This is a genomic window from Pantoea sp. ACRSC (assembly GCF_022346785.1).
Lineage (GTDB): Bacteria > Pseudomonadota > Gammaproteobacteria > Enterobacterales > Enterobacteriaceae > Pantoea > Pantoea alvi.
This window is the reverse complement of sequence record NZ_JAKRNN010000001.1, coordinates 94,497-120,830: the sequence shown is the minus strand read 5'-3', so window position 1 is coordinate 120,830 and position 26,334 is coordinate 94,497. Positions and strand designations below refer to the sequence as shown.

Annotated in this window: 28 protein-coding genes and 1 other RNA gene; 13 read left to right on the top strand and 16 right to left on the bottom strand. The window is 58.8% G+C overall.

The annotated features are described in order from the left end of the window. Window positions 1–3 precede the first annotated feature (3 nt). The gene (gene rsmS / locus MHZ97_RS00600; protein ID WP_103795073.1) at window positions 4–159 is read left to right on the top strand and encodes a pleiotropic regulatory protein RsmS; all 156 of its coding nucleotides are present in this window, start codon (window positions 4–6) and stop codon (window positions 157–159) included. Here the strand turns inward: rsmS and acrR are convergent. Next, window positions 150–794, bottom strand: coding sequence for a multidrug efflux transporter transcriptional repressor AcrR (gene acrR / locus MHZ97_RS00595; protein ID WP_224481528.1), 645 nt, complete (start codon window positions 792–794; stop codon window positions 150–152). The two genes, rsmS and acrR, sit on opposite strands and share 10 nt — an antisense overlap. A 142-nt stretch (window positions 795–936) precedes the next feature. Here acrR and MHZ97_RS00590 point away from each other — a divergent pair, with 142 nt between their 5' ends. From MHZ97_RS00590 to ykgO, 4 genes are all read left to right on the top strand, one after another. Continuing rightward, window positions 937–2,139 carry an efflux RND transporter periplasmic adaptor subunit gene (locus tag MHZ97_RS00590; RefSeq protein WP_103795074.1) on the top strand — a complete coding sequence of 401 codons (1,203 nt, stop codon included), beginning with the start codon at window positions 937–939 and terminating at the stop codon, window positions 2,137–2,139. 16 nt (window positions 2,140–2,155) lie between these two features. Further along, a complete protein-coding gene (locus tag MHZ97_RS00585; protein ID WP_103795075.1) occupies window positions 2,156–5,311 on the top strand; it encodes a multidrug efflux RND transporter permease subunit AcrB in 3,156 nt (1,051 codons plus the stop codon). A gap of 238 nt (window positions 5,312–5,549) precedes the next feature. Next, window positions 5,550–5,801, top strand: a complete 252-nt coding sequence (locus MHZ97_RS00580) for a type B 50S ribosomal protein L31 (RefSeq protein WP_103795076.1) — start codon at window positions 5,550–5,552, stop codon at window positions 5,799–5,801. Between the two features lie 11 nt (window positions 5,802–5,812). Beyond that, window positions 5,813–5,953, top strand: a complete 141-nt coding sequence (gene ykgO / locus MHZ97_RS00575) for a type B 50S ribosomal protein L36 (RefSeq protein ID WP_103795077.1) — start codon at window positions 5,813–5,815, stop codon at window positions 5,951–5,953. A gap of 41 nt (window positions 5,954–5,994) precedes the next feature. On the opposite strand, the gene MHZ97_RS00570 is transcribed toward ykgO, so the two are convergent. Genes MHZ97_RS00570 through MHZ97_RS00560 form a run of 3 tightly spaced genes read right to left on the bottom strand, consistent with a single transcriptional unit; the run spans window position 5,995 to window position 8,378 of the window. Next, the gene (locus MHZ97_RS00570) at window positions 5,995–6,873 is read right to left on the bottom strand and encodes a metal ABC transporter substrate-binding protein (protein ID WP_103795078.1); all 879 of its coding nucleotides are present in this window, start codon (window positions 6,871–6,873) and stop codon (window positions 5,995–5,997) included. A 12-nt stretch (window positions 6,874–6,885) separates the two neighbouring features. Beyond that, window positions 6,886–7,725, bottom strand: coding sequence for a metal ABC transporter permease (locus tag MHZ97_RS00565; protein ID WP_103795079.1), 840 nt, complete (start codon window positions 7,723–7,725; stop codon window positions 6,886–6,888). Further along, window positions 7,722–8,378 (bottom strand): metal ABC transporter ATP-binding protein, encoded by a 657-nt coding sequence (locus MHZ97_RS00560; protein ID WP_239313033.1) that lies wholly within the window; start codon window positions 8,376–8,378, stop codon window positions 7,722–7,724. Before MHZ97_RS00560 ends, MHZ97_RS00565 begins: the two co-directional genes overlap by 4 nt. 349 nt (window positions 8,379–8,727) lie before the next feature. Between MHZ97_RS00560 and MHZ97_RS00555 the strand changes: the two genes are divergently transcribed. The 3 genes from MHZ97_RS00555 (at window position 8,728) to MHZ97_RS00545 (ending at window position 9,849) form a co-directional block, all read left to right on the top strand. Then, window positions 8,728–9,081, top strand: coding sequence for a hypothetical protein (locus MHZ97_RS00555; RefSeq protein WP_103795081.1), 354 nt, complete (start codon window positions 8,728–8,730; stop codon window positions 9,079–9,081). A 148-nt stretch (window positions 9,082–9,229) separates the two neighbouring features. Then, window positions 9,230–9,607: an Hha toxicity modulator TomB gene (gene tomB, locus MHZ97_RS00550; protein ID WP_239313036.1), complete on the top strand. Its 378-nt coding sequence runs from the start codon at window positions 9,230–9,232 to the stop codon at window positions 9,605–9,607. A gap of 23 nt (window positions 9,608–9,630) precedes the next feature. After that, window positions 9,631–9,849: an HHA domain-containing protein gene (locus MHZ97_RS00545; protein ID WP_033752683.1), complete on the top strand. Its 219-nt coding sequence runs from the start codon at window positions 9,631–9,633 to the stop codon at window positions 9,847–9,849. A gap of 126 nt (window positions 9,850–9,975) precedes the next feature. Here MHZ97_RS00545 and ffs read toward each other — a convergent pair. After that, an RNA gene (gene ffs, locus MHZ97_RS00540) (signal recognition particle sRNA small type) lies at window positions 9,976–10,072 on the bottom strand. A gap of 166 nt (window positions 10,073–10,238) precedes the next feature. Here ffs and MHZ97_RS00535 point away from each other — a divergent pair. After that, window positions 10,239–10,550 (top strand): MGMT family protein, encoded by a 312-nt coding sequence (locus tag MHZ97_RS00535; RefSeq protein WP_239313039.1) that lies wholly within the window; start codon window positions 10,239–10,241, stop codon window positions 10,548–10,550. Window positions 10,551–10,582: 32 nt separating this feature from the next. On the opposite strand, the gene MHZ97_RS00530 is transcribed toward MHZ97_RS00535, so the two are convergent. After that, complete coding sequence (locus MHZ97_RS00530; RefSeq protein ID WP_239313041.1) at window positions 10,583–11,146, bottom strand: YbaY family lipoprotein; 564 nt, start codon at window positions 11,144–11,146, stop codon at window positions 10,583–10,585. Between the two features lie 199 nt (window positions 11,147–11,345). Between MHZ97_RS00530 and tesB the strand changes: the two genes are divergently transcribed. Beyond that, window positions 11,346–12,209, top strand: a complete 864-nt coding sequence (gene tesB, locus MHZ97_RS00525; RefSeq protein WP_033788820.1) for an acyl-CoA thioesterase II — start codon at window positions 11,346–11,348, stop codon at window positions 12,207–12,209. Between the two features lie 93 nt (window positions 12,210–12,302). Here the strand turns inward: tesB and amtB are convergent, their stop codons facing one another. From amtB to MHZ97_RS00500, 5 genes are all read right to left on the bottom strand, one after another. Beyond that, window positions 12,303–13,589 (bottom strand): ammonium transporter AmtB, encoded by a 1,287-nt coding sequence (gene amtB, locus MHZ97_RS00520; protein ID WP_033788819.1) that lies wholly within the window; start codon window positions 13,587–13,589, stop codon window positions 12,303–12,305. A gap of 33 nt (window positions 13,590–13,622) precedes the next feature. Continuing rightward, entirely contained in the window at window positions 13,623–13,961 is a 339-nt protein-coding gene (glnK, locus tag MHZ97_RS00515; protein ID WP_033752690.1) for a P-II family nitrogen regulator, read from the bottom strand. A gap of 257 nt (window positions 13,962–14,218) precedes the next feature. After that, complete coding sequence (locus tag MHZ97_RS00510; RefSeq protein ID WP_103795085.1) at window positions 14,219–15,994, bottom strand: SmdB family multidrug efflux ABC transporter permease/ATP-binding protein; 1,776 nt, start codon at window positions 15,992–15,994, stop codon at window positions 14,219–14,221. Continuing rightward, a complete protein-coding gene (locus tag MHZ97_RS00505; protein ID WP_103795086.1) occupies window positions 15,981–17,756 on the bottom strand; it encodes a SmdA family multidrug ABC transporter permease/ATP-binding protein in 1,776 nt (591 codons plus the stop codon). Before MHZ97_RS00505 ends, MHZ97_RS00510 begins: the two co-directional genes overlap by 14 nt. A gap of 23 nt (window positions 17,757–17,779) precedes the next feature. After that, complete coding sequence (locus MHZ97_RS00500; RefSeq protein WP_103795273.1) at window positions 17,780–18,241, bottom strand: Lrp/AsnC family transcriptional regulator; 462 nt, start codon at window positions 18,239–18,241, stop codon at window positions 17,780–17,782. A gap of 115 nt (window positions 18,242–18,356) precedes the next feature. Here MHZ97_RS00500 and MHZ97_RS00495 point away from each other — a divergent pair, with 115 nt between their 5' ends. Beyond that, a complete protein-coding gene (locus tag MHZ97_RS00495; protein ID WP_224481532.1) occupies window positions 18,357–19,388 on the top strand; it encodes a PLP-dependent cysteine synthase family protein in 1,032 nt (343 codons plus the stop codon). Between the two features lie 34 nt (window positions 19,389–19,422). Here the strand turns inward: MHZ97_RS00495 and cof are convergent, their stop codons facing one another. Next, window positions 19,423–20,244: an HMP-PP phosphatase gene (gene cof, locus MHZ97_RS00490; protein ID WP_239313044.1), complete on the bottom strand. Its 822-nt coding sequence runs from the start codon at window positions 20,242–20,244 to the stop codon at window positions 19,423–19,425. Window positions 20,245–20,336: 92 nt separating this feature from the next. Here cof and MHZ97_RS00485 point away from each other — a divergent pair, with 92 nt between their 5' ends. Both MHZ97_RS00485 and queC read left to right on the top strand, forming a co-directional pair. Next, complete coding sequence (locus MHZ97_RS00485) at window positions 20,337–22,019, top strand: SgrR family transcriptional regulator (protein WP_239313056.1); 1,683 nt, start codon at window positions 20,337–20,339, stop codon at window positions 22,017–22,019. Window positions 22,020–22,093: 74 nt separating this feature from the next. Then, window positions 22,094–22,789 (top strand): 7-cyano-7-deazaguanine synthase QueC, encoded by a 696-nt coding sequence (gene queC, locus MHZ97_RS00480; RefSeq protein WP_103795274.1) that lies wholly within the window; start codon window positions 22,094–22,096, stop codon window positions 22,787–22,789. 39 nt (window positions 22,790–22,828) lie between these two features. On the opposite strand, the gene MHZ97_RS00475 is transcribed toward queC, so the two are convergent. The 4 genes from MHZ97_RS00475 to hupB form a co-directional block, all read right to left on the bottom strand. Beyond that, window positions 22,829–23,227 (bottom strand): YbgC/FadM family acyl-CoA thioesterase, encoded by a 399-nt coding sequence (locus MHZ97_RS00475; protein WP_158253388.1) that lies wholly within the window; start codon window positions 23,225–23,227, stop codon window positions 22,829–22,831. Between the two features lie 104 nt (window positions 23,228–23,331). Beyond that, entirely contained in the window at window positions 23,332–23,655 is a 324-nt protein-coding gene (locus tag MHZ97_RS00470) for a helix-hairpin-helix domain-containing protein (protein ID WP_239313069.1), read from the bottom strand. Between the two features lie 139 nt (window positions 23,656–23,794). After that, window positions 23,795–25,663 carry a peptidylprolyl isomerase gene (gene ppiD, locus MHZ97_RS00465; RefSeq protein WP_239313072.1) on the bottom strand — a complete coding sequence of 623 codons (1,869 nt, stop codon included), beginning with the start codon at window positions 25,661–25,663 and terminating at the stop codon, window positions 23,795–23,797. Between the two features lie 246 nt (window positions 25,664–25,909). Beyond that, window positions 25,910–26,185: a nucleoid-associated protein HU-beta gene (gene hupB / locus MHZ97_RS00460; protein ID WP_033752705.1), complete on the bottom strand. Its 276-nt coding sequence runs from the start codon at window positions 26,183–26,185 to the stop codon at window positions 25,910–25,912. Window positions 26,186–26,334: the final 149 nt, after the last annotated feature.

Below are 26,334 nucleotides of genomic sequence, written 5' to 3'. Positions count from 1 at the left end.
AAAATGTCACTGGAAACCGCGCCCGACGAGATAAAACTGGCGGTAGACTTAATTCAGCTTCTGGAAGAGAACCGCTTGCCTGCCGAAACCGTGCTGGCGGCGCTGGCGATCGTGCAGCGCGACTTTGAGAAAAAGCGCGACGCAGAACGTCAGGGCTGATGCGACGCGCTTAACGTCGGGCTCAGACGTAGCATATCGATACAGGCTTCGACAATTTGCGGCGCGCTCGCCGCCAGGTCAAAGCTCTCCGGCGCAAACAGCCAGCTCTCCATCATGCCGTTGACGTAGCCCCGCATCAGCAGCGCCGCCTGGCGGGTGTTCAGTCTCACGGGTAATTGCCCTGCCTCAATGCACTCTTTCAAAACATCTTCTATTTTGTCATAGCACTCTGAAAGCAGGCTTTGCTGCATGATTTTCAGCGCCGCCATTTCGCCGACGAATTCGCACTTATGGAAAATAATCTCCATCAGCGCGCGTCGCTGCGGATCCTTTGCTGTTGCTTCAAAGATATAGATCAGCATTGCGCGCAATACAGAGAGTGGATCGCCAGGGTATTTTGACTGATACTCAAGTTCCACATCATCAAGCCCAGCGTCGGTGCGCAGCCAGATTTCATGTAACACATCGGCTTTATTTTTAAAGTGCCAGTAAATTGCGCCCCGCGTTACGCCGGCCGCTGCTGCGATATCCGCAAGCGAGGTGGTGGAGACGCCCTGGCAGGAAAATAACGCAAGGGCGGCATCAAGAATTTGATGACGCGTTTCAAGTGCTTGGGCTTTGGTTTTTCGTGCCATAGGGAGTTTTTTTTACGAACTGGCAAGTTTACATACATTTGTGAATGTATGTACCATAGCATGACCCGGGTTTTAGCGCAGCAATGGGTTTATCGGTTTGTGATCCATTGATCAATTGATATCGGACACTAGAGGTTTATTTATGAATAAAAACAGAGGATTATCGCCTCTGGCGGCCGTCCTGATGCTTTCAGGCAGCTTTGTGTTAACAGGATGTGATGATAATAAATCCCAGCAAGCCGCCCAGCAGCACCCGCCGGAAGTGGGGGTTGTCACCCTTAAAAGCGAACCCCTGAAGATCACCACGGAGCTGCCGGGCCGCACCTCCGCCTATCGCGTGGCTGAAGTGCGTCCTCAGGTTTCCGGTATCATTCTGAAGCGTAATTTTGTGGAAGGCAGCGATATTAAAGCGGGCGAATCGCTTTATCAGATCGATCCTGCTACCTACCAGGCAAGCTACGACAGCGCGAAAGGCGATCTGGCGCAGGCAGAAGCCAACGCCCGCATCGCGCAGCTGACGGTTAACCGTTACAAGCCGCTGCTCGGCACCAAATATATCAGCCAGCAGGATTACGATAACGCCGTCGCCACCGCCGCGCAGAATGCCGCTGCCGTGCAGGTAGCGAAAGCAAACGTCGAAACCGCCCGCATCAATCTGGCCTACACCAAAGTGACCTCGCCTATCAGCGGTCGTATCGGCAAATCGTCCGTGACCGAAGGGGCGCTGGTGCAGAGTGCGCAGACCACCGCGCTGGCCACTGTGCAGCAGCTCGACCCAATGTATGTTGACGTTACCCAGTCCAGCGACGAGTTTATGCGCCTGCGCGCTGAGCTGGAGTCTGGCCAGCTGAAGCAGGTCGATGGCAAAGCAACCGTTACCCTGCTGATGCAGGACGGCAGCGAATCGCCGCAGAAAGGCACGCTGGAGTTCTCCGACGTCACGGTTGACGAAACCACCGGCTCTATCACCCTGCGCGCTATCGTGCCGAACCCGGATCACCGTTTGCTGCCGGGCATGTTCGTCCGCGCGCGTCTGGAAGAAGGCACCAACCCGAATGCGCTGCTGGTTCCGCAGCAGGCCGTGGCCCGCACGCCGACCGGTCAGGCGACCGTGATGGTGGTTGGCGCGGACAACAAGGTTGAAGTACGCAGCGTCAACGCCTCGCAGGCGATCGGCGACAAATGGCTGGTGACCTCTGGTCTGAAAGAGGGTGAACGCGTAATCAGCGTCGGCACGCAGCGCGCGAAGCCAGGCGCTCAGGTGACGCCGCAGGAAGTCGCTGCCGAGCAGAAATCTGACGCCGGTGCGCAATCTCAGACCCAGTCTGAAAAAACTTCGTCTTAACAGGAGCCGTTGATACATGGCTAAGTTCTTTATCGATCGCCCCATCTTTGCGTGGGTAATCGCCATCATCGTGATGCTGGCGGGTGCGCTATCGATTCTTAAGCTGCCGATCGAGCAATATCCCAACGTTGCTCCGCCGGCCGTGCAGATTCGTGCCGCCTATCCGGGCGCCGATGCGAAAACGCTGCAGGACTCCGTAACGCAGGTTATCGAACAGAATATGAACGGTATTGATGGGCTGATGTACTTCTCATCAAACAGTGACTCTTCCGGTAACCTGCAGCTGACCCTGAGCTTTGAATCCGGCACCGATCCCGATATCGCGCAGGTCCAGGTGCAGAACAAACTGCAGCTGGCGATGCCGCTGCTGCCGCAGGAAGTGCAGCAGCAGGGTATTCAGGTGCAGAAATCCTCCAGCAGCTTCCTGATGGTGGCGGGTTTCGTCAGCGATGACGGTTCAATGACCCAGAACGATATCTCCGATTTCGTTGCGTCAACCATTAAAGACCCCATCAGCCGTACCGCGGGCGTCGGCGATACCCAGATCTTCGGTGCGCAGTATGCGATGCGTATCTGGATGGATCCGGCAAAGCTGAATAACTATCAGCTGACGCCGGTCGACGTCATCAGCGCCATTAACACCCAGAACGCCCAGGTCGCAGCGGGTCAGCTAGGTGGGGCACCTGCCGCGCCGAACCAGCAGCTCAACGCCTCAATCATTGCGCAGACGCGTCTGACCTCGACCGATGAGTTTGGCAAAATTCTGCTGAAGGTGAACACCGACGGTTCGCAGGTTCGCCTGCGCGACGTGGCGAAAATCGAGCTGGGCGGCGAGAACTACGAGGTTATCGCGCGCTATAACGGTAAACCGGCTTCCGGTATCGGTATCAAGCTGGCGACCGGCGCGAACGCGCTCGATACCGCCAACGCGGTGAAGGCGGAGCTGGGCAAACTGCAGTCGACCTTCCCGGCCGGCCTGAAAGTGGTTTATCCCTATGACACCACGCCGTTCGTTAAGATCTCTATCTTTGAAGTGGTCAAAACCCTGTTTGAAGCGATCGTGCTGGTGTTCCTGGTCATGTATCTCTTCCTGCAGAACTTCCGCGCCACCCTGATCCCAACCATCGCGGTACCGGTTGTGCTGCTCGGTACCTTTGCCATCATCAGCGCCTTCGGCTACTCGATAAACACGCTGACGATGTTCGGTATGGTGCTCGCCATCGGCCTGCTGGTGGATGACGCCATCGTGGTAGTTGAGAACGTTGAGCGCGTGATGGCCGAAGAGGGGCTGCCGCCTAAAGAGGCGACGAAGCGTTCGATGGAGCAGATTCAGGGCGCGCTGGTCGGTATTGCGCTGGTGCTCTCGGCGGTCTTTATCCCGATGGCCTTCTTCGGCGGCTCCACCGGGGTTATCTATCGCCAGTTCTCCATCACCATCGTTTCTGCGATGGCGCTGTCGGTGCTGGTGGCGTTAATCCTGACGCCGGCGCTCTGCGCCACGATGCTGAAGCCGATCAAAAAAGGCGATCACGGCAAAACCACCGGTTTCTTCGGCTGGTTTAACCGCCTGTTTGACAAGAGCACCAACCACTACGTCGACAGCGTTGGCCATATCGTGCGCAGCACCGGCCGCTATCTGGTGATCTATCTGGTAATCGTGGTGGGTATGGCCTATCTGTTCCTGCGCCTCCCCTCCTCGTTCCTGCCGGAAGAGGATCAGGGCCTGCTGCTCGCTCAGGCGCAGCTGCCTGCGGGCGCGACGCAAGAGCGTACGCAGAAGGTCATGGATCAGATTACTGACTACTTCCTTAATAAAGAGAAGGACAGCGTCAAGTCGGTGTTTACGGTTAACGGCTTCGGCTTCTCCGGCCGTGGTCAGAACACCGGTATCGCCTTCGTCAGCCTGAAACCCTGGGATGAACGCAGCAACAGCGATCTGAAGGTGCCGGCTATCGCCGGTCGCGCTATGGTCGCGCTGGGCCAGATCAAAGATGCGTCAGTGTTCCCGTTCAACCTGCCGGCGATTATCGAGCTGGGGAACGCGACCGGCTTCGACTTTGAGCTGATCGACCAGAACAACCTTGGTCATGAAAAACTGACCGAAGCGCGTAACCAGCTGCTGGGCATGGTGGCGCAGCACTCCGATACGCTGGTGGGCGTGCGTCCCAACGGCCTGGAAGATACGCCGCAGTACAAGCTGACTATCGATCAGGAAAAAGCGCAGGCGCTGGGAGTATCGATCTCCGATATCAACACCACGCTCGGCGCAGCCTGGGGCGGCTCTTACGTCAATGACTTTATCGATCGCGGTCGCGTGAAGAAGGTCTACGTAATGGGCGAAGCGAAAGACCGTATGCTGCCGGACGACATCAGCAAATGGTATGTGCGCAACAGCAGCGGCAATATGGTGCCCTTCTCCGCCTTCTCATCGGCGAAGTGGCAGTACGGCTCGCCGCGTCTGGAGCGCTATAACGGCCTGCCGTCAATGGAGATTCTGGGCCAGGCTGCGCCAGGCAAAAGCTCCGGCGACGCGATGAACCTGATGGAAGAGCTGGCGTCGAAACTGCCTGCGGGCATCGGCTATGACTGGACGGGCATGTCCTATCAGGAACGCCTCTCCGGCAACCAGGCGCCTGCGCTCTACGCCATCTCGCTGATTGTGGTCTTCCTCTGTCTGGCAGCGCTCTATGAGAGCTGGTCGATTCCGTTCTCGGTTATGCTGGTGGTGCCGCTCGGGGTTATCGGCGCGCTGATCTTTACCACGCTGCGCGGACTGAGTAACGACGTTTACTTCGTGGTAGGTCTGTTGACCACCGTCGGGCTGTCGGCCAAGAACGCCATTCTGATCGTCGAATTCGCCAAGGATTTGATGGAGAAAGAGGGCAAAGGCCTGGTGGAAGCGACGCTGGAAGCCTGTCGTATGCGCCTGCGTCCGATTCTGATGACCTCGCTGGCCTTTATTCTCGGCGTGTTGCCGCTGGCGATCAGCACCGGCGCAGGTTCCGGCGCGCAGAACGCCGTCGGTACCGGCGTAATGGGCGGGATGGTCACGGCGACCGCGCTGGCGATATTCTTCGTTCCGGTGTTCTTCGTGGTGGTGCGCCGCCGCTTCGGCAAGAACAAATCGGAGCTGGAAAAAGGTCATCCGACCGAACAGAACCATCAGCATTAATCTTTGCTGAATGATAAAAGGCCGCGCAAGCGGCCTTTTTTATGGGTGTTGCGCCAGCACGGACAGCTTCCCCAGTGACAAAAATACTCAAGCCGCCTCCCCCCTTCTCACCAGCCAGCCTGAGTTTCCACCAAAAGAGTGGGCAAAAGCTCCGATCGCCCTGGCCAGCATGGGTTGCATTTCGCGTCGCCGCGCGCCATAATAATGTTACTTTATAACATAACATTTGCGAGGCGTTATGAAACCGAATATCCATCCTGATTACCGTCCGGTGGTGTTCCACGACACGACCGTCGATAAATATTTCAAAATCGGCTCCACCATTAAAACGGAGCGCACTATCGAGTTTGAAGGCGAGACCCTGCCCTATATGACGCTGGACGTCTCGTCCGCTTCTCACCCCTATTACACCGGCAAGCAGAAAGAGTTTGCTAAAGAGGGCAGCGCCGCGCGCTTCAACCAGCGCTTTGGTCGCTTTCTTAAAAAATAAGGTCGCTAAAGATGCAGGTATTAAATTCGCTGGCGTCGGCCAGAAAACGTCATAAGGATTGCAAAGTTGTGCGCCGTCACGGACGCGTTTTTGTCATTTGCAAATCGAATCCGCGCTTTAAGGCGGTACAGGGAAGAAAGAAAAAACGTTAGAAGGTGTCGTGATAACTGGCCGGGGAATTCCCCGGCCTTTTTTATTTCATGCTGCGGATCATGGCGTCGACGTTGTGGCGGAACGCCGCGACATAGGTGGGCGCCGGGCCAGAAGGCTGCGACAGCGCCTCTGGATAAAGCTCGCCGCCGGGCTGGGCGCCGGTTGCGCTGGCGATCTGTTTCACCAGGCGCGGATCGGTCTGGTTTTCAATAAAGTAGCTGTGAATATGCTCGGCCTTGAGCTGCCTGATCAGCCCACCGACCTCGCTGGCGCTCGCCTCCGATTCGGTAGAGAAGCCGACCGGTGCCAGGAAGGTCACGCCGTAGCGCTGCCCGAAATAGCCGAACGCATCGTGACTGGTGAGCACCTTGCGCTTCGCCACCGGTATCGCCGCAAAGGCGGTTTTTGCCCAGCCATCCAGCGTCTGCAGCTGTTCGATATAATGTTCACCGCTGCGGCGAATAGCCTCGGCGTCTTGCGGATCGGCCTTGATCAGCGCGTTCATCACATTGGTGGCGTAGATAACCCCGTTGCGCATGCTATTCCACGCGTGGGGATCGGTAACGCTCTTGCCATCCTCTTCCATACTGCGCGTCGCCACTCCGCGCGAGGCGACCACCGCGTCGCCTTTGTAGCCCGAAGCGCTCACCAGCCGATCCATCCAGCCCTCAAGCCCCAGGCCGCTTACGAATACCAGATCCGCACCAGCCAGCGCCTGGCTGTCCTGCGGCGTCGGCTCGAAGGTATGGGGATCGCCATTCGGCCCGACCAGCGACTTCACGTTAACGTGCTCGCCCCCCACCTGCTTTACGATATCCGCCAGTACGGTAAAGCTGGCGACAACGTTCACGGTTTTCGCCATGGATAACGGGCTGATCAGCAGCGCGCCGATCGCCATGCTCAATGATAACGTCTTCATAAATACCCCTGTTTAATGGCGGCGCAAAATGCCGCCGCATGGTCCTGCCAGAATGGAAAGAAAAAAGAGCAGCGCGGCGCTCAGCACCACCGCCGGCCCCGCCGGCAGCGAGAAGCGCCAGGAGAGCATCAGCCCGATCGCGGCGGCGGCGATCGCCAGCGCCATCGCAGTGGCCAGCATCCATGCCAGATGTCGGCTCCAGAAACGGGCGCTGGCGGCAGGCAGCATCATCAGCCCGACCGACATCAGGGTGCCGAGCACCTGAAAGCCTGCTACCAGGTTGAGCACCACCAGCATCAGAAACAGCCCATGCACCAGCGGTGCGCTCCATTTGCCCTGCGCGCGCAGAAAATCGGGATCGAAAGCGTCAATTACCAGCGGACGATAGATAATTGCCAGCATCAGCAGAGTAAAGGCGGCGATGGCGCCGACCAGCAGCAGCGCCGGGTTATCTACCGCCAGCAGCGAACCGAACAGCACGTGCAGCAGATCGACGCTTGATCCGCGCAGCGATACCAGCGTGACGCCCAGCGCCAGCGAGCCCAGATAGAAGCCGGCGAAGCTGGCATCCTCTTTTAACGGCGTGTAGCGGCTTACCGCCCCTGAGAGCAGCGCCACCGCCAGCCCGGCGATAAGCCCGCCGATGCCCATCGCCACCAGCGACAGGCCCGAAATCAGGTAGCCGATGGCCGCTCCCGGCAAGACCGCGTGCGACAGCGCATCGCCAATCAGGCTCATGCGGCGCAGCGATAAAAAGACGCCGAGCGGCGTAGCGCTGACCGCCAGCGCCACGCAGGCGACAAGGGCGCGCCGCATAAAGCCAAATTCAATAAAAGGCTGAATCAGCGTCATGAGGCCAGGCTCCGCGGCGCGACAGGCACTTCGCTGACCGCCTCGTCCAGCGACAGCACCTCGCTGAAATAGCGCGCCACCAGCGGTCGGTCGTGCAGCACCACCAGCAGCGTGGTACCTGCCTGCTGCTGCTGTTGCAGGATCGACATCAGCAGCGTCACCGTTTTGCTGTCGATACCGTTAAAAGGTTCATCCAGCAGCCACAGCGGGCTACGCTGCAGCAGCAGGCGGGCGAAAAGCACGCGCTGCAGCTGGCCTCCCGACAGCGTGGCGGGCTGCGCGCTGGCGAAATCGCGCATCTGAACCGCATCCAGCGCCTGGTCGATCTCCTGCCGCATGCTGCGGCTGATGCCGCCGAACCAGCCGCAGCGCGGCCAGCAGCCTATCGACACCAGCTCAAATACGGTTAACGGAAAGCGCGTCTCCAGTTCGCTGCGCTGCGGCATCCAGCCGATAGCCTTCTGAGGAAGCTGCAGATCGCACCTTCCTGCCACCGGTTTTATCAGTCCGGCAATGGTTTTCAGCAGCGTCGATTTACCGCTGCCGTTGGCGCCAGTCAGCGCCGTCATGCTTCCGGAGGTTAATTCGGCATCAATAACCGGCGTCACCGCTCTGTTTTGATAGCCCGCCTGCAGCCGGGTAAAACGCATCATGATGCGACTCCCCACGCTATTGCCAGCGCGAGCAGAGCGATAATAAACAAGGCAACCGCGACTCTTCCGCCCAGCGAAAGCAGCATTCCACTTTGACTCATGATTAACTCATTATGTTATAACATAACAACAATCTACCGCATATTGAGATTGGGACGTGCAGGTAATATGTTTCAAAAGGTATCAGCAGCGCGTTTTCGCTCAGCAAATCGGCATGCCATTTATCTGATTCATTGAGGAAAAAGCCTTTATGAATAACAACAATAGATTTTGTCGTTAAAAGAGGCGTTGCAAAGTGGTTGCACAAGTCTAATGATCGGTTTAACAATCTACTGAAGCGGTAAATGAAATGTCTCTGCAGCTTGAAAGCAATATCAACCCGGAAAACCCGACCGTCCCAGAATTAACGGCGTTTATCCAACGGAATATTCCCAAAATAGCACAACCTCTGGCAGGTGATTTGCACTGGTATTCACCACATGCACAGTTAGTTCCAGAGAGTTTTAAAATAAAGTCTGTTGAAAAGTTAGCCAGCAATCGTTTTAAAATGCTTTATCAATTTGATGGGCATATATTTAGTCCTTGTCTGGATTTAAATGAAGTTTTTACCCGCGAAGAGCAGGTTCTGTTTCAGGTTCTGCCCGGCAGGCTTGAGTTTGAGCTGATAGCCAACCAGCAACCCTCACCCGCCGACGAATTGTAATATTTGGTAATTGAGGTGAGCAAATCTAATGATTGTGTTTTATATTTAATGTATCCCAAGCTTTGACCGCAATTCGTAATCACTTCCTGGCCGCTTAACCTTAACTCGCCGCGCAGCGGTATCCGTGCAAGCTATGGAGGGGAAAAAGATGGACGAGTACTCACCGAAACGGCATGATATTGCCCAGCTTAAATTCCTGTGTGAGAACCTGTTTGACGAAAGTATGGCGACGCTGACCGACAGCCATCACGGCTGGGTTAACGACCCGACTTCTGAGAACAATTTACAGCTTAATGATTTGATTGAGCACATTGCTTCTTTCACGATGAATTACAAAATAAAGCATGCTGAAGATGAAGATTTGATAACGCAGATCGATGACTATCTTGACGATACCTTTATGCTATTCACTAATTATGGTATCAACGCGCAGGATCTGAATCGGTGGCAGCGTTCCGCTCGACGCTTATTTAATCTGTTTAGCGAAGAGTGCGCTTTTCTTCAGCAACCCAGCCACTCCATTTAGGTAAACATGAGACCGGTTTATTTATGAACGATAAAAATCTGACGAAAACTGATTATTTGATGCGGCTGAGACGCTGCCGATCGATCGATACGCTTGAGCGCGTAATTGAAAAGAATAAGTATGAGTTATCTGATGATGAACTGGCGGTATTCTACTCTGCCGCTGACCATCGTCTTGCTGAACTGACGATGAATAAGCTTTACGACAAAGTCCCTGGTTCAGTATGGAAGTTTGTGCGTTAACACACTGTTTTTCCTTCCCGTTTGCTGCAACCCACCCGCTTTATTCTAAATAAATCTTTAACGCGCCATGGAGTGGCGGTTATGGGAGACGTCTGGGGATTTTTCGAGGGGAGAAAGTGGTGGAGGCCCTGCCAGCCACATCCCGGCACACGCGTCGCCTGCTGCGGCTGCTTCCTTCCGGACCTGACCGAGTTCACAAGTTAGCATTGCGGGAGGACCAACAGAGCCTCCATTGACAAGCCCTCTTTCGAAGGCGGGGGCATTATCAGGGAAGCCCCCGCCAATTGCAAGCGCCGCCCGGATGACCGTTGTTTTCTTGAACAATGCGTCTCACCAGACGGCCACCTCGCTGTGCTACAGTAGCGTTTTTGCTTCTATGGAAGGCCAGTATGGATCCCCAGGAGAGTTTTCAGCAGCGCATATGGCATATTGTTGCCGCTATTCCCCAAGGTAAAGTAGCCACCTACGGCGATATCGCCCGCCTGGCGGGGTCGCCGCGCGCGGCGCGTCAGGTGGGCGGCGTTCTGCGTCGGCTGCCGCCCGGCAGCCAGCTCCCCTGGCATCGCGTCATTAACCGCCACGGCGCAATCTCCCTGCAGGGTGACGATCTGCTCAGACAGCGCGACGCGCTGGCGGCGGAAGGCGTTGAAATCAGCGACGATGGCCGCATCGCGCTGGACGCTTATCGCTGGCAGCCCTGACAGCGGGGCGAGAGCGCCCCGCTTCTCTCAGGTTACAGGCTGGTTGGCGCAGGAACGGAAGAAGATGGCGTAACCTGCGTTGGCGAGGTTGACGGCACCGTGGTGACCGCGCCGGGCTGGGTAGGCAGCGCAGTTTGCGGCACCGGTACCAGCAGCAGTTCCGCTTTGGTGCCGCCCTGGTTGATAACCGGCTTCACCGTATCGGTAATAAACGCCAGCTTGCCGTCGATAGTGATCGCTGCGCTCAGCAGAATACGCGCGTTGGGCTGGATATCGGCCGGATTAAACGGCAGCACGAACTGGAACGGCGCCTGCTTACCCTGCGTATGTACAGCGCGCTGCGACAGCACTTTCGACGGCGCGTTCGCCATCGTCGCGTCGGAGAGCGTAACCGTCAGCACCGCGTCAGGCGGCAGTGCTATCCGCTGACGGATATAGACCGAACCGCTCACGTTAGGCTGCGCAATGGCCGCCTGTTGCCCTGCCGCGCTGGCCCCCAGCGTCGGCACCGGCACCGGCACCGGTTTGCTGTGATCGGCGCAGCCTGCAGCGGCTGCAATCAAGGTAATACCACTTACCACTTGCCAGAGTTTCATTGATGTCGTCTCCATCTGATCACTATGATTATCGGCTGCGAATTCTTCGCCTGGGGTTTCATTCGCCTTATGTGGTTAATCCTGGCATAAAATCCAGATATTTCCTCTCTGCTCCGCGCGGCCTCTGCTGCACTCTTTGATTGACGGAAACTGGTCGGATCTTTCACACTGAGCGGGTTAACTTTGTGAGGATTGCACTATGAGCCAGGCGCTGCAGAATCTGCTTAATTTATTAAATCTGGAAAAGCTGGAAGAGGGTCTCTTTCGCGGCCAGAGCGAAGATTTAGGACTGCGTCAGGTATTTGGCGGCCAGGTGGTCGGCCAGGCGCTCTACGCGGCGAAACAGACCGTGCCGGAAGAGCGTATTATCCACTCTTTCCACAGCTACTTTTTGCGGCCGGGCGACAGCAAGAAAGGCATTATTTACGATGTGGAAACCCTGCGCGACGGCAAAAGCTTTAGCGCGCGCCGCGTCAGCGCGGTGCAAAACGGACAGCCTATTTTCTATATGACCGCCTCTTTCCAGGCGCCTGAGAGCGGCTTTGAGCATCAGAACGCCATGCCCGAGGTGCCTGGCCCGGAAACGCTGGCATCGGAGCAGGATCTGGCGCAAAAGATGGCGCATCTGCTGCCGGAAAAGGTGCGCGAGAAATTTATCGCCGAGCGGCCGCTGGAGATACGTCCGGTTCAGATTCACAATCCGCTGAAAGGCCGCGTTGACGAGCCGGTGCGCCAGGTGTGGATCCGCGCCAACGGCGGGCTGCCCGCCGATCTGCGCATTCACCAGTATCTGCTTGGCTACGCCTCCGACCTCAACTTCCTGCCGGTGGCGCTACAGCCCCACGGCAAGGGTTTTCTTGAGGCGGATATGCAGGTCGCCACCATCGACCATTCGATGTGGTTTCACCGCCCCTTTAACTTCAGCGACTGGCTGCTCTACAGCGTGGTAAGCACCTCCGCCTCAGGGGCGCGCGGTTTTGTGCGCGGCGAGTTCTATAACCAGCAGGGCGTGCTGGTCGCCTCAACCGTGCAGGAAGGGGTGATGCGTCAGCGCAGCGAATAAGCTGCCAGAGGCAAAGAGGCAAAAAATAAGGGGCGAATAGTAGCCCCTTTTTGCTTTTTATTTTTAGCGCACTGCTTCTCTCTGCCCGACGGCTTACTGGTTGTAAGCGTTCTCGCCGTGGCTGTTGACGTCCAGACCTTCGCGCTCCTGCTCTTCCGGCACGCGCAGACCCACAATCATATCCGCCAGCTTAAAGCCGATAAAGGCGACCACTGCCGACCAGACGATAGTCACGCCGACGCTGAACAGCTGCACCCACACCTGATGGCCCATGGTGACGCCTTCCGCATAGCCGACGCCGCCCAGCGAAGAGGAGGCAAACACGCCGGTCAGGATACAGCCAACGATGCCGCACACGCCGTGCACGCCGAAGACGTCGCACGGGTCATCCACGCGCAGCATTCTCTTCAGGGAGGTTACGCCCCACAGTCCTGCCAGACCGCCCACCAGGCCGATAATCAGCGCGCCGCCGACGCCTACATAGCCGCAGGCTGGGGTAATGGCCACCAGACCGGCGATAAAGCCCGAACAGGCACCCAGCAGCGACGGTTTGCCGCGCACCGCCCACTCGCCGAAGGTCCAGGAGAGCACGGCGCCTGCGGTAGCGACCACGGTGTTCAGGAAGGCCAGCGCAGCGATTTCGTTGGCGGCTGAGGCTGAACCGGCGTTAAAGCCAAACCAGCCGACATAGAGGATTGCCGTGCCGGTGAAAACCATCGGCAGGTTGTGCGGCTTAAACGCCTCTTTGCCGAAGCCGGCGCGTTTGCCCACCAGATAGGCACCCACCAGGCCCGCGATCGCGGCGTTGATATGCACAACGGTACCGCCGGCGAAGTCCAGCGCGCCATCCTGCGCGAGGAAGCCGCCTGCCCAGACCATGTGTGCAATCGGCAGGTAGGCCAGCGTCACCCACACGCCAACAAAAATCAGCACGGCGGAGAAGCGAATACGTTCAGCGATGGCGCCGACAATCAGCCCCACGGTGATACAGGCGAACGACGCCTGGAACGCAACGTGGATATATTGATAGAAGCTGCCCATCACCGCTTTCAGCTCGATATTTTTCAGCATTGCCCACTGGAAGCTGCCGAAGAAGGCGTTGCCTTCGCTGAAGGCCAGCGAATAGCCATACACAATCCACAGCACGCAGACCAGCGCAAAGGTCACCGCCACCTGCGTCAGCATAGAGAGCACGTTTTTGCCGCGGATTAAGCCGCCGTAAAACAGCGCTATCCCTGGAATCGTCATAAACAGCACCAGCGCGGTGCAAATCATCATAAAGGCGTTGTCGGCCTTATCCGCTACGGCCGGCGCAGCCATCGCCAGCGACGGTAACAGCGACAGGCTGATGAGGCCCAACAAGGTGAGTGCTTTATTCATTTTTTTCCATCCCATCAGATTACGTAGCCGAAATTAGAGCGCTGCTTCGTCGGTTTCACCGGTACGAATACGGATGACGCGCTGCAGCTCGGCGACAAAAATTTTGCCGTCACCGATCTTGCCGGTGTAGGCCGCTTTGCTGATCACATCCACCACTTCGTCGAGCTGGTCGTCGGCGATAGCGACGTCGATCTTGACCTTGGGCAGAAAGTTCACGCTGTATTCGGCGCCGCGATAGAGCTCTGCATGGCCTTTCTGGCGGCCGAACCCTTTGACTTCAGAGACGGTCAGCCCCTGAATGCCGATAGAGGAGAGAGCTTCGCGCACATCCTCCAGTTTGAACGGTTTGATGACCACGGTAACCAGCTTCATTGCATCCCCTCCGGGTAGTAGACAAGTGAGTCGCCTCAGACACGCAGAGACAGAAGCAAAGGCTGTGCCAGGAATGAAAAAGCGCAGGCGACGCGGCATAAATGCAGCCCGCCACGGCTTAGCATGGCGTAAGAAGCAGGCGGGAAAAGAAAAGCGAAACGGGATAGTCACGCAGCTGCACTTCTTTGGTGCTGATGGCCTCAAAGAAGTGCAGCGATAGGGAACATTCTGATAAATGCGCGCAAAAAAGGTGCAAATTACTCTACGGCGGCGACGGTTTTGCCCGACGCGAGTTCATCGCCCGCCTGCTGCAGCTGATACATCTGCCAGTAGCGCCCCTGCCGCGCCAGCAGCGCGGCGTGATCGCCCTGCTCCACAACCTGACCGCGATGCAGCACCAGAATGGTATCAGCCTCGGTAATGGTCGACAGACGATGGGCGATAACGACCAGCGTGGTGTGCTGGCGCAGCCTGCGCAGCGTCTGCTGAATCGCCTGCTCAGTGCCGGAGTCAATATTGGCGGTCGCCTCGTCGAGGATCAGAATCTGCGGCATCTCCACCAGCACGCGCGCCAGCGCCAGCAGCTGCTTCTGCCCGACCGACAGGTTATTGCCCTGCTCCCCCAGTCGCGTATGAATGCCCTCGGGCAGCGCGCGCGCCAGCGAGGCGAGCTGCACCTGCTCCAGCGCCTGCCAGACCGCCTCTTCGCTGATATCGCGGCCAAGGCGTACGTTAGCCAGCAGGCTGTCCGCCAGCACCACCGGATCCTGCTGCACCATGGCGATACCGCGGCGCAGCGTCTGATGACTGAGCTGGCCGATGGGACGATCGTCCAGCCATATTTCGCCGCGCGTCGCCGGGTAGTAGCCCATCAGCAAACTGGCCAGCGTGCTTTTGCCGCTGCCGGTGTGGCCGACCAGCGCCACAAAACTGCGCGCTGGCACCTCCAGGTTGATATCGCTCAGCACGTCGCGATCGGCGCGATAGGCGAAGCTCAGCTGACGCAGCGAGATGCGTCCCGACGCCAGCGGGCTATCGTCGCTGCCGTAGCGCTGCTGCGTCGCATCCATCAGCTCAAAAATACGTTCCCCCGACACCACCGCCTGCTGCAGCATCGACTGCTGCGTCGTGAGTTCGATCAGCGGTTCATTGAGGCGGCCAAGATAGGTGATAAACGCATAGAGCACGCCGACTTCAAAAACGCCCGGCGAGGTGAAGCTGAACAGCATCAGCAGCCCGCAGAGGATCATCGCCGAAAAGAGGCTGAGCAGCGGACGCAGCAGAAAACCGTCGAGCCGTAGCGTCTGCATGCGCGCCAGATAGTGCGAACGGCTGGCCTGGCTCATACGCTCGCCGAAGCGCGCCTGCTGCCGAAACTGCTGGATCACGCTCATGCCGTTGATCACTTCGTTAAAGCCGTTGTTGATATCCGCCAGATAGCTGCGCACCCGGCGCGCGATGGGCGTGCTGTAGCGCTGGTAAATCAGCATCACCGCCAGCACCAGCGGGAAGATCGCCATCGCCACCAGCGCCATGCGCCAGTCGAGGCTGAACATCGCCACCATCATCGCGCCGATCAGCGCCGCGCTGCGCAGCACCGTCGCCACCACCGTCACGTAGAGATCCCTGATTACTTCGGTGTCGTTAGTGACGCGCGAGATAATCTGTCCGACCGGCTGCGTGTCGAAGGCGCTGAGCGGCTGACGCAGCGCCGCGTCCATAACGTCGCTGCGCAGCTGCTGCACCACGCCGATCGCCGCGCGGTTAAACAGCAGCGCCTGGAAATAGTGCAGCCCCGCCGCCAGCAGCTGAAGGAGAATAAAGCCCGTTACCAGCCCGGCGACAATGCCCCAGGGCATCTGATGCTTCGCCACCAGGTTATCGATAAAGTAGCTGACCAGCACCGGACCGGTCACCTCGGCCGCGGCGGCGATCCAGAGCAGGCTGACCGCCAGGCTCAGCGATTTGCGCCACGGCTTGCCGTAGGCGAGCAGCCGCTTCAGCGTCGGCCATAAGCGTTTAGAGGTCGCCATCGCGCGCTCCTTTTGCCGATTCGTCTTCATCCAGCGCCGCCTCAAGCTGCTGATAGCGATACATATCGCGATACCAGCCCGGCTGCGCCGCCAGCGCGTCGTGATCGCCGCGCTGAGCGACCGCGCCCTGCTGCAGCACCAGAATTTCGTTCGCCTCCGACAGCGCCGAGAGGCGATGCGCGCTGATGATCAGCGTGCGCCCTTTGCCCCACAAACGCAGGTTGTGCAGAATATCGTGCTCGGTGCGGCCGTCGACCGCTGACAGGGCATCATCGAGAATCAGGATCTCTGCATCGAGCAGCAGGGCGCGCGCAATAGAGAGTCGCTGCTTCTGGCCGCCGGAAAGCATCACGCCGCGCTCGCCGACTTCGGTTTCGTAACCCCGCGGCAGCCGCAGAATATCTTCATGCACGCAGGCCAGCTTCGCCGCGCGCTCAATCTCTTGCTGGCTGGCGTCGGGCTTGCCCAGCGCAATATTGCTCGCCACGCTGTCGGAGAAAAGAAACGGCGTCTGGCTGACCACCGCCAGCCGACTGCGCCAGCTGTCGATACGCAGCTGCGTCAGCGGGATATCGTGGTAGCGAATATCTCCCTGCTCAAGGTCGAAATGGCGCTGCAGCAGGCTAAGCAGCGTGCTTTTTCCGCTGCCGGTCGGGCCGCAAAGGCCAAGCATCTGCCCGGGTTTCAGCACAAAGCTGAGGTTGCTCAGCACCGGCGCCGCGCTGGCGGGGTAGCGAAACTCACGGATTGCCGCCCGCAGCACGCCCGCTTCCGCAGGGGGTTCCCGATCGCCATCCTCAACCGCGGGCGCTTCCGCCAGCAGCGCGCCAATGCGGCTCCAGGCGGCGCTGCCGCGCTCGACGATATTAAACATCCACGCCAGCGCCAGCATTGGCCAGATCATCAGCCCGAGGTACATCACAAAGCTGGTAAGCTGGCCAAGCGTCAGTTGGTTATGCCAGACCATCCAGCTGCCGCCACCGATCGCCAGCAGGTTTGAGAAGCCGATGGCGATGTAGATAGTGGGGTCGAAACGGGCGTCGACGCGCGCCACGCGCAGGTTTTTCGCACCGGTATCGCGCGCAATGGCGGAAAACTGCTCCGACTGATGCGACTCCAGGCCGAACGCCTTGATCATGCGGATGCTGGTAAGGCTCTCCTGCGTCTGGTCATTCAGGCTGGAGAACGCCGCCTGCGCCAGCTTAAAGCGGTCATGCAGCTGGTTGCCGTAGCGGTGGATAAACAGCGCCATGATCGGCATCGGCACCAGCGACAGCAGCGTCAGCTGCCAGCTGATCTGCAGGCTCATCACCAGCAGCACCACGCAGCCCATCACCAGCGAATCCACCAGCGTCAGCACCCCTTCGCCGGCGGCGAACACCACGCGATCCACGTCGTTGGTGGCGCGCGCAATAAGATCCCCGGTGCGATGACGCAGGTAAAAAGCGGGATGCTGGCGGCTCAGCTGCCGATAGAAATCTTCGCGCAGTTCAACGGCCAGCTGATAAGAGGCGCCGAACAGCAGCACGCGCCAGACGTAGCGCAGCAGATAGGTCGCCAGCGCGGTAGCCAGCATCACGCCAATCCACATCATAATGGTGCGGCCGCTCATGGTGTGGTGCGTGACGCCATCGACAATCACCCCCACCAGATGCGGCGGCAGCAGCTGCAGGATAGCGATAATGATTAAGAGAGTGATCGCGCCCAGATAGCGTCGCCACTCGCGGATAAAATACCAACTTAACTGGCTGAATAATCGCACTACGCTCTTCTCTTTCTTTTGCCTCAGGGGGCAACGGGTAACGCCGTGGTGTATTTAATCTCCTCCATGGCGAAGCTGGAGGTGACGTCGATCAGGCCCGGCACGCTGTTGACCAGACGCTTATAAAAGTCGTCGTAACGCTTCATATCCGCAACCTGAATGCGCAGCAGATAGTCGAACTCGCCCGCCGTACGGTAGAACGCCAGCACCTCGGGCATCTCCTGCACCGCCGTAACGAAGCGCTGATACCATTCGCGACTGTGCTGCTGCGTTTTTACGAACATAAAGGCGGTGAGCGACAGGCCGAGCTTTTCCGCATCCAGCAGCGCGACGCGAGCGCGGATAATACCGTCATCCTCCAGCTTTTTCAGTCGCTTCCAGCAGGGCGTGGTGGTGAGGTTAACGGCGTCCGCCAGCGCCTGCAGCGACAGCGTGCAGTCCCGCTGCAGTAAATCGAGTAGATGACGGTCAGTTTTATCTAACATTTGCCTCTCCGAGAGAATATTTTTCTCCAGACGCGCCATTATAGCTGGAATAAAGCCAACTCTTTTTCCTGCCCGTGCCTTACAATCAGCACAACTTTTCAGCCGGAATAGCATCATGAGTAACTGGACTCGCCACGCCATTAATGAGATCAACGCGGACTTTCAGCGCTCCGCCGAAACCCACCTGATTCGTTTTCGCCTGGCGGATTATCCCGGCATCGAATTTTATCTGAAAGATGAGAGCACCCATCCCAGCGGCAGCCTGAAGCATCGGCTGGCGCGCTCGCTGTTTCTTTACGGGCTGGCGAACGGCTGGATCAAAGAGAACAGGCCGGTGATCGAAGCCTCTTCCGGCAGCACCGCGGTCTCGGAGGCCTACTTCGCACAGCTGCTCGGCCTGCCCTTTATCGCCGTGATGCCGGCAAGCACCGCGAAGCGCAAAATTGAGCAGATCGCGTTCTATGGCGGCCAGTGCCATTTCGTCACCGATCCCTGCGAGCTTTATAGCGCCTCAACGCAGCTGGCGCGCGAGCTGGACGGCCATTTTATGGATCAGTTTACCTATGCCGAGCGCGCCACCGACTGGCGCGGCAATAATAACATCGCCGAGAGTATTTTCCGTCAGATGGCGCTCGAGCCCTGCCCCGTGCCGCACACCCTTATTATGGGGGCCGGCACCGGTGGCACCTCGGCGACGCTGGGCCGCTATATTCGCTATCAGGGCTTCGCTACGCAGCTGCTGGTGGTCGATCCAGAGCATTCGGTGTTTTACGACTACTGGCACAGCCGCGACGCGACGCTGCGTAGCCCGCGCGGCAGCCAGATTGAAGGCATCGGCCGGCCGCGCGTCGAGCCCTCTTTTATGCCCGACGTGATTGATGAAGTGATGAAGGTGCCGGACGGTGCCACGCTGGCGGCGATGCTGAAGCTGGCGCGCATTATCGGTCGTAAGCCTGGCGCCTCAACCGGCACCAATTTCTGGGGCATGATGCAGGTGGCGAAGCGGATGCGCGCAAAAGGTGAAAGGGGCGCGCTGGTGACGCTGATGTGCGACAGCGGCGAACGCTATCCCGACAGCTACTACGATGAGAAGTGGGTGGCGCGGCAGATTGGCGACATCAGCGGCTGGCAGCGCGAGCTGGAATAAAATTGCGGACTCCCTGTCCGCTTCACTGTAATCCTCAGCATTCGGGGGAATACGCGAGGTGCGGCGTCGCCATCCAGTGATTTAAATAGTGAGACACCGCCTGTGTCTCGCAATGGCCGATAACCGGCAAATGGGGCAGCGCGGACTTGAGCTGGCTCATGGCGTTGCCCATTACAAACCCCTTCCCTACCAGCGACAGCATTTCGCGATCGTTCATCGCGTCGCCGAAGGCCATGCACTCCGCCAGCGGCAGCGAAAGATGCTGACAGAGCATGGCGAGCGCGCTGCCTTTGTTGCAGTTCAGCGGCAGCACCTCCAGACAGTCCAGCGCCGAGAAACAGAGATGTGCGCGGTCGCCAAGCGCCGCGTCCAGCTGCGTTTTTAGCTGGCACAGCGCGTCATGGCCGTCGACAAAGCAGATCTTGGTGACCTCATGCGTGGGAAAGCTTTTCAGGTCGCGCAGCTGATAGCTAAAGCCGCTCAGCGCGTGTGCCTGCAGCATCTGCGGCACCGGCACGTCGGTAAACCAGCCGTCGTCATTGAAGACGTGTACCGTCGCGGTGCTCTCCCAGCGGCTGTGCAGCACCTCTTCCGCCACCGAGGGGGAGAGGTCGCTGGCGAACAGCAGATTGCCGTCCAGATCGTGCACGCGCGTGCCGTTACCGGTGATCAGCCAGGCGGGCAGCGTGATGCGCTGCCGCAGGATCTGCATCTCCAGCAGATGACGGCCGGTGGCGAAGGCCAGCAGCACGTCGCGCTGATGCAGCGCCAGCAGGCTGCTTAACGTCTGCTGACCCAGCTGGTGGCTGGGCAGCAGCAGCGTGCCGTCCATATCGAATGCGGCAAGTCGCGCCATTGCTCTCTCCCGTTGATTAACCTGGGTTCACTATCGCCTGGTAATCCCGGAACTAATAGTGAATACTTTGAGAAAACTGTTCCGGGTTTCCTGTGCGCCAGCTTAATCGCCTTAACCAGTTCCAGCGCCTGTGGCAGCACAGCCAGGGCGCGCCCCAGCAGACCTGCATCACCGAGATGGCCAGCCGCTGCTTTTGCAGCGACCGCCACCTGCGCACTCTGCTGTCGCAGTGGCAGCAGGCGGGCTGGCTGCGCTGGCAGGGCGAGCCGGGACGCGGCAAGCTGGGGTTGCTGACCTTTCTCCGCACCCCCGAGCAGCTGCGGCAACAGCTGTTGCAGACGCAGCTGCAGGCGGGCAACGCCGCCGAAGCACTGCAGGTGCTGGATATGGCGCCGGAGCGGCTGGTGAATGTGCTGCGTCCGCTGATGGGGGGACAGTGGCAAAACGACGCGCCGGTGCTGCGCATCCCCTACTATCGTCCGCTCGACTCCGTCGCGCCGCTGCAGATTGTTGGTCGCGCCGAACAGCATCTGGCGCGCCAGCTCTTTTCTGGACTGACGCGTTTTGAAGCAGACGAGCCGGTCGGCGATCTGGCGCATCACTGGCAGCACGACGACGATGGCCGCGTCTGGCTGTTCTGGCTGCGCCCGCAGCTCTTCTGGCATAACGACGAGCCGCTGCAGGCCGCGCAGCTGGTCGAGCAGTTTCAGCGCATTTTGCAGGACGCCCGCGCGCGACGCCTGCTGGCGGAGGTTGAAAGCGTAGAGGCGCCGCATCCGCTGGCGCTGCGTTTTCAGCTCAGCCGTAGCGACTACTGGCTGCCCTGGCGACTGGCGCATCAGCTCTGTTTATTGCCGCATCCGCAGCAGCCACACCTCGGCAGCGGCCCGTGGAAGCTGGCGCACTTTACCCCCGAGCTGGTACGTATCGAGAGCCATGGGCGCTGGCACCTGCAGCTGCCGCTAATGCAGGCGGTTGAGTACTGGATTACGCCGACGCTGTTCGATCGCGCGCTTGGCACCAGCTGCCGCCATCCGGTGCATATCGCCATCGGCGATGCGGCGGATCTGGCATCGCTGCGTCCGGTCAGCCGCAGCATCAGCCTCGGCTTTTGCTACCTCGCCTGCCGGCCGCGCGCTGGCTTTAGCCCGGCGCAGGCGCGTCGCCTGATCCGCCTGCTGCAGCAAAGCGGCATTGTGGCGCAGCTGCCGCTGGAAGAGGGCCTGATTACGCCAGGCAAAGAGCTGCTGCCGGGCTGGCCGGTGCCAGCGATTGAGGATGAGGCGGCAGATCTGCCGCCGCGCCTGACGCTACACTACCAGCTTCCGGTTGAGCTGCATGAAATGGCGCAGGCGCTGCGTCAGCTGCTGCTGGCGGAGGGCTGCGAGCTTACCCTGATCTTTCACGACGTAAAAAGCTGGCAACGTATTGAGGATCTGGCGCAGGCCGATCTGGTGATGGGCGACCGGCTGATTGGCGACGCGCCGCTCTTTACCCTGGCGAGCTGGCTGGAGATCGACCAGCTGTGGCCGACGGAAACCAGCCATCGTCTGCGCCAGCAGCTGTCGGCGATACAGCAGCTGGCTGAGCCCGAGGCACGCCGCACCGCACTGCATCAGCTCTACCACGGCCTGATGTGCGACGGCCTGCTGCTGCCGCTGTTTAACTATCGCTATCAAATCTTCGCGCCGCCAGGGGTAGAGGGCATTCAGCTCAATACCCTGGGCTGGTTTGACTTCAGCCGCGCCTGGGTTCCACCGCCGCTGACGGCGTGAAGCCACGCTTCAGGCTGTTCAGCGGCCCGCAGAGTGATTACCATAGGCGCAAAATTTTCGACCAGGACAATATGATGAAACGAGCCGTTGTGGTATTTAGCGGTGGCCAGGACTCCACCACCTGCCTGATTCAGGCGTTACAGCAGTATGACGAAGTACACTGCGTTACCTTCGACTACGGTCAGCGCCATCGCGAAGAGATCGACGTTGCGCGCGCGCTGGCGCTGAAGCTGGGCGCGCGCGCCCATAAGGTGCTCGACGTTACCCTGCTGAACGAGCTGGCGGTGAGCAGCCTGACCCGCGACAATATTCCGGTCCCCTCTTACGATCCCGCCGCCAGCGGCCTGCCGAGCACCTTTGTGCCGGGACGCAATATTCTGTTTCTGACGCTGGCGTCGGTTTACGCCTGGCAGGTCGAAGCGGAGGCGGTGATTACCGGGGTGTGTGAAACCGATTTTTCCGGCTATCCCGACTGCCGCGACGAGTTCGTCAAGGCGCTCAACCATGCGGTCAGCCTCGGCATGGCGCGCGAGGTGCGTTTCGAAACCCCGCTGATGTGGCTCAACAAAGCAGAGACCTGGGCGCTGGCCGACTACTGGCAGAGCCTGACGCTGGTGCGCGAAGAGACGCTGACCTGCTATAACGGCGTCAAGGGTGACGGCTGCGGCGAATGCGCCGCCTGCCATCTGCGCGCGCGCGGCCTGAACGACTATCTTGCCGATCGCGACGCCGTGATGGCGGCGATGAAGCGCAAAAGCGGCCTGGCCTGAGGCCGGCGCGGCACAGCCCGGTAGTGCCGCGCCGCCCGCTCAGCCAGAGAAGGCTTCCAGCCGCGCGCGCAGCTCGCTCTCCAGCGCGACCGCTTTCTGCGTACGCAGATCGATGCAGACAAAGGTCAGCGCGGCATCCGCCACCAGGGTTTCGCTTCCCTCAAGCGTTACCCGCTGGGTAATCACGCCGCTTTTTCCGTTAAGCTGCGTGATTTCGCTGTGGATCACCAGAACGTCGCCCAGCACGGCCGGACGACGGTAGTTGATATTGATATTCACCACCACGAACGCCAGCTGCTGCTGCTGCAACCAGTTAAACGCGTCCGCCTCTTCAAGCCACTGCCAGCGCGCCTCTTCGAGAAATTCCAGATAGCGCGCGTTATTGACGTGCTGATACACATCGAGGTGGTAGCCGCGAACTTTAATGGTGGTCTGCATGCCTGACATCTCCTGTCGTAAAAGAGGACCTAACTGGTATGACCTCTTTAGCGTAGCAAAAGCCTTTTTGCCGCGCGGCAAAAGCGTCAGGGTTGCGTCTCAGCTCACAGTTTCAGCCGCTCAGCGTTACGCTCGATAAGCGAATTGCCGATGCCCGGCACCTCCTTCAACTGTTCGACAGCGGTAAAGGGGCCGTACTGCTCGCGGTAGTTGACGATCGCCTGCGCCTTTTTCAGCCCGACGCCGTTCATCGCCGCCGAGAGCTGCTCGGCGCTGGCGTCATTGATGCTGATCTTCTCGTGTTGCGTCTGCGGCGTCTGAAGGGCTGGCGTCACCTCCGTCTCTTCCGCCGCCGAAAGGCTGGAGTAGCCGAGTGCGCCGCCAAGCGCGAGGGTAAAGCAAAGTGCTGACAATAGTGATTTAGACATGCTCTGTTTCTCCTTATGTTTAACAGCCAGGAGAGCGTGACAGAGAAGAGTGAAGGCCTCAAAAGGCAAAATCCATGAATGGAAAAGGCCGCGCAAGCGGCCTTTTCTTTTTTCACTGCAAAACAATTTTTTGCGAGCGTTACTGCATTTGTGCTGCAGCGCCGTATTTGATTTTGGCGTCTTTGCGCAGGTTAGCGAGCAGCGCTTCAAACGCCAGCTGTGCGTTGTTCTGCGTCACGCCTTTAATCATTTCGTCTACCTGCTCCTGCGGCAGCGTACCGCTGCTGACCTTGTCCAGCGCCACCAGCACCACATTGCCCTGCATATCTTCGCTTACGCCCCACGACGTTTTACCGTCAACGGGCTGCGGCAGATTGAAGGCAGTCTGCGCCACCGGATCCTGGCTGTTGCGGTCGACGGTTTTGCTGGCGCTCAGCGTCAGGCCGGCCGCGCTCAGCGCCTCCTGCTTACCAGCTTTAAGATCGGCCAGCAGCTTATCCGCCTGCGCCTTCGCCTGCTGTTCCGCTTTATCATGCTTCAGCGTGTCGGCGATCTGCGCTTTTACCTCATCCAGCGGTTTGACCGCCTCAGGCTTATGCTCGCTGATGCGCAGCACGAATGCGCGGTCGCCGTCTACGGTGATGACGTCAGAGTTGTTGCCCGGCGCGCCGTTCTGGCCGGTCAGACCGCCGTTGAACACCGCGTTTTTCACCGCGTCGAAGTTCAGCTCCTGCGGCACGCTGTCGCGGCTGAACCAGCCGGTCTCAACCACTTTCAGGCCGGAAGCCTGCGCGGCACCGGCCAGCGACTCATTGTCGTTGCTCGCTGCTTCGCTTACCTTCTGCTGCTGCTGGTAGAAGGCGTCAACGGCTTTCTCCTGCTTCGCTTTATCAGCCACCGCGTCGCGCACCTCGGCCAGCGGTTTGATCTGCTCCGGCTGGATATCGTCGAGGCGCACCACCAGGAAACCGACTGACGATTTAATCACGCCCGAAAGCTGGCCTTTCTGCGTCAGTCCGGCGTTTTTCAGCTCGTCCGGCGTGGTGCCCGGCTCGAGCCAGCCCATATCGCCGCCCTTACGCGCGGAGATAGGATCGATCGATTTGCTTTTCGCCAGCGCGGCGAAGTCCGCCCCACCCTTCAGCTGCGCCAGGATAGCGCTGGCGTCCGCTTCGGTTTTGGTCTGGATAATGCTGTAGCGGTTGCGCTGCGGCTGAGTGTAGTCCGCTTTATGCTGGTCGTACCAATTCTGAATATCCGCATCGCTGACGTTAGCCTGCATGCTGGCGGCATCCATTTTGATATAGCTGACGCGGAACTGCTCCGGCGCCATAAAGCTGTTTTTATGCTGCTGATAGTACTGCGCGATTTCGTCGTCGGTAGCGGTTTGTTTCGTCGCCAGTGCATTCACGTCGATGGTCGCCTGACGAATGTCGCGCTTCTGCGACACCAGATCCACCAGCTTGCTGGTTTCGCCTTTCAGCATAAAGTCGGTATTGGCAACGGCGTTGATCAGCTGCTGGGTCGCCAGCTGCTTACGCAGTGCTTCCGCGTAGCGATCGGCGGTAAAGCCCATGCGGCTCAGCAAACCGTTATATTTAGCGTTGTCGAATTTGCCGTTGGTCTGGAACGCCTGCTGCGCGAAAATCGCCTGCTTAACCTGATCGTCGCTGATAACAATGTGCAGCTCGTTGATGTACTGATCGAGCAGCGCCTGGTCTACCAGCTGAGACAGCGCCTGCTGACGCATCTGCTGCATAAAGCCGTCGTTGCCGGCCAGCTGAGAGAACTGGTCGCCCAGCATCTGCTGCTGGCGGCTGCGCTCGTTGTTGAACGCCTGATCGAGCTGCGCGCGGCTGATCTCCTGTCCGTTGACTTTAGCGGCGTAATCGCTGCCGCCGCCGATAAGGTAGTTGCCAACGCCGGTCAGCACGAAGGAGAGAATAATCAACCCCAAAATAACCTTGAGCACGACATGATTCGACGCCGCGCGTAAATTGTCCATCATGGTATGACAACGCTCCGCTGTAGTGTGGATATCAATCTCGGGCGCAACGCCTGTCGGATAAAGGTCGTTACGCAACTGCCGTTTAGCCTGGCAGCTTCACCCCTGTTGAGACAAGTCTTAGCGCGATTTATCCCCGGATCCGAATAAAAAAGGCACATCAAATTTGATGTGCCCGTATGTTACATGAGAACGCTTGAACCGTCCTCTAGTCCACGGAAGAAAATGGCGCCGCGGACGGGTGCGTTGTCAGGCGTTGACAGCGTCTTTCAGCGCTTTACCGGCGCGGAAGCCCGGCACTTTACCTGCGGCAATGGTGATCTCTTTGCCAGTCTGCGGGTTGCGGCCGGTACGTGCGGCACGCTCGCGTACGGAGAAAGTGCCAAAGCCCACCAGAGCCACTTCGTCGCCGCCTTTCAGCGCGTCGGAAACAGAACTGGTGAATGCGTCCAAAACACGTCCCGCTGCTGCTTTAGAAATGTCAGCGTCTGCAGCAATTTTGTCGATCAACTGTGACTTATTCACTCTCTTCATCCCCTCTTTTATTATTCACTTCATATCCGCGCGTCCCGGCGGATACGAATGCGCAGCACGTTATATCAAGCCTGTTGAGCCGAAACAACGGAATTCATCTTAATCGCTGAATCCGCAGCCCCCTAAATTAACGGCACTAA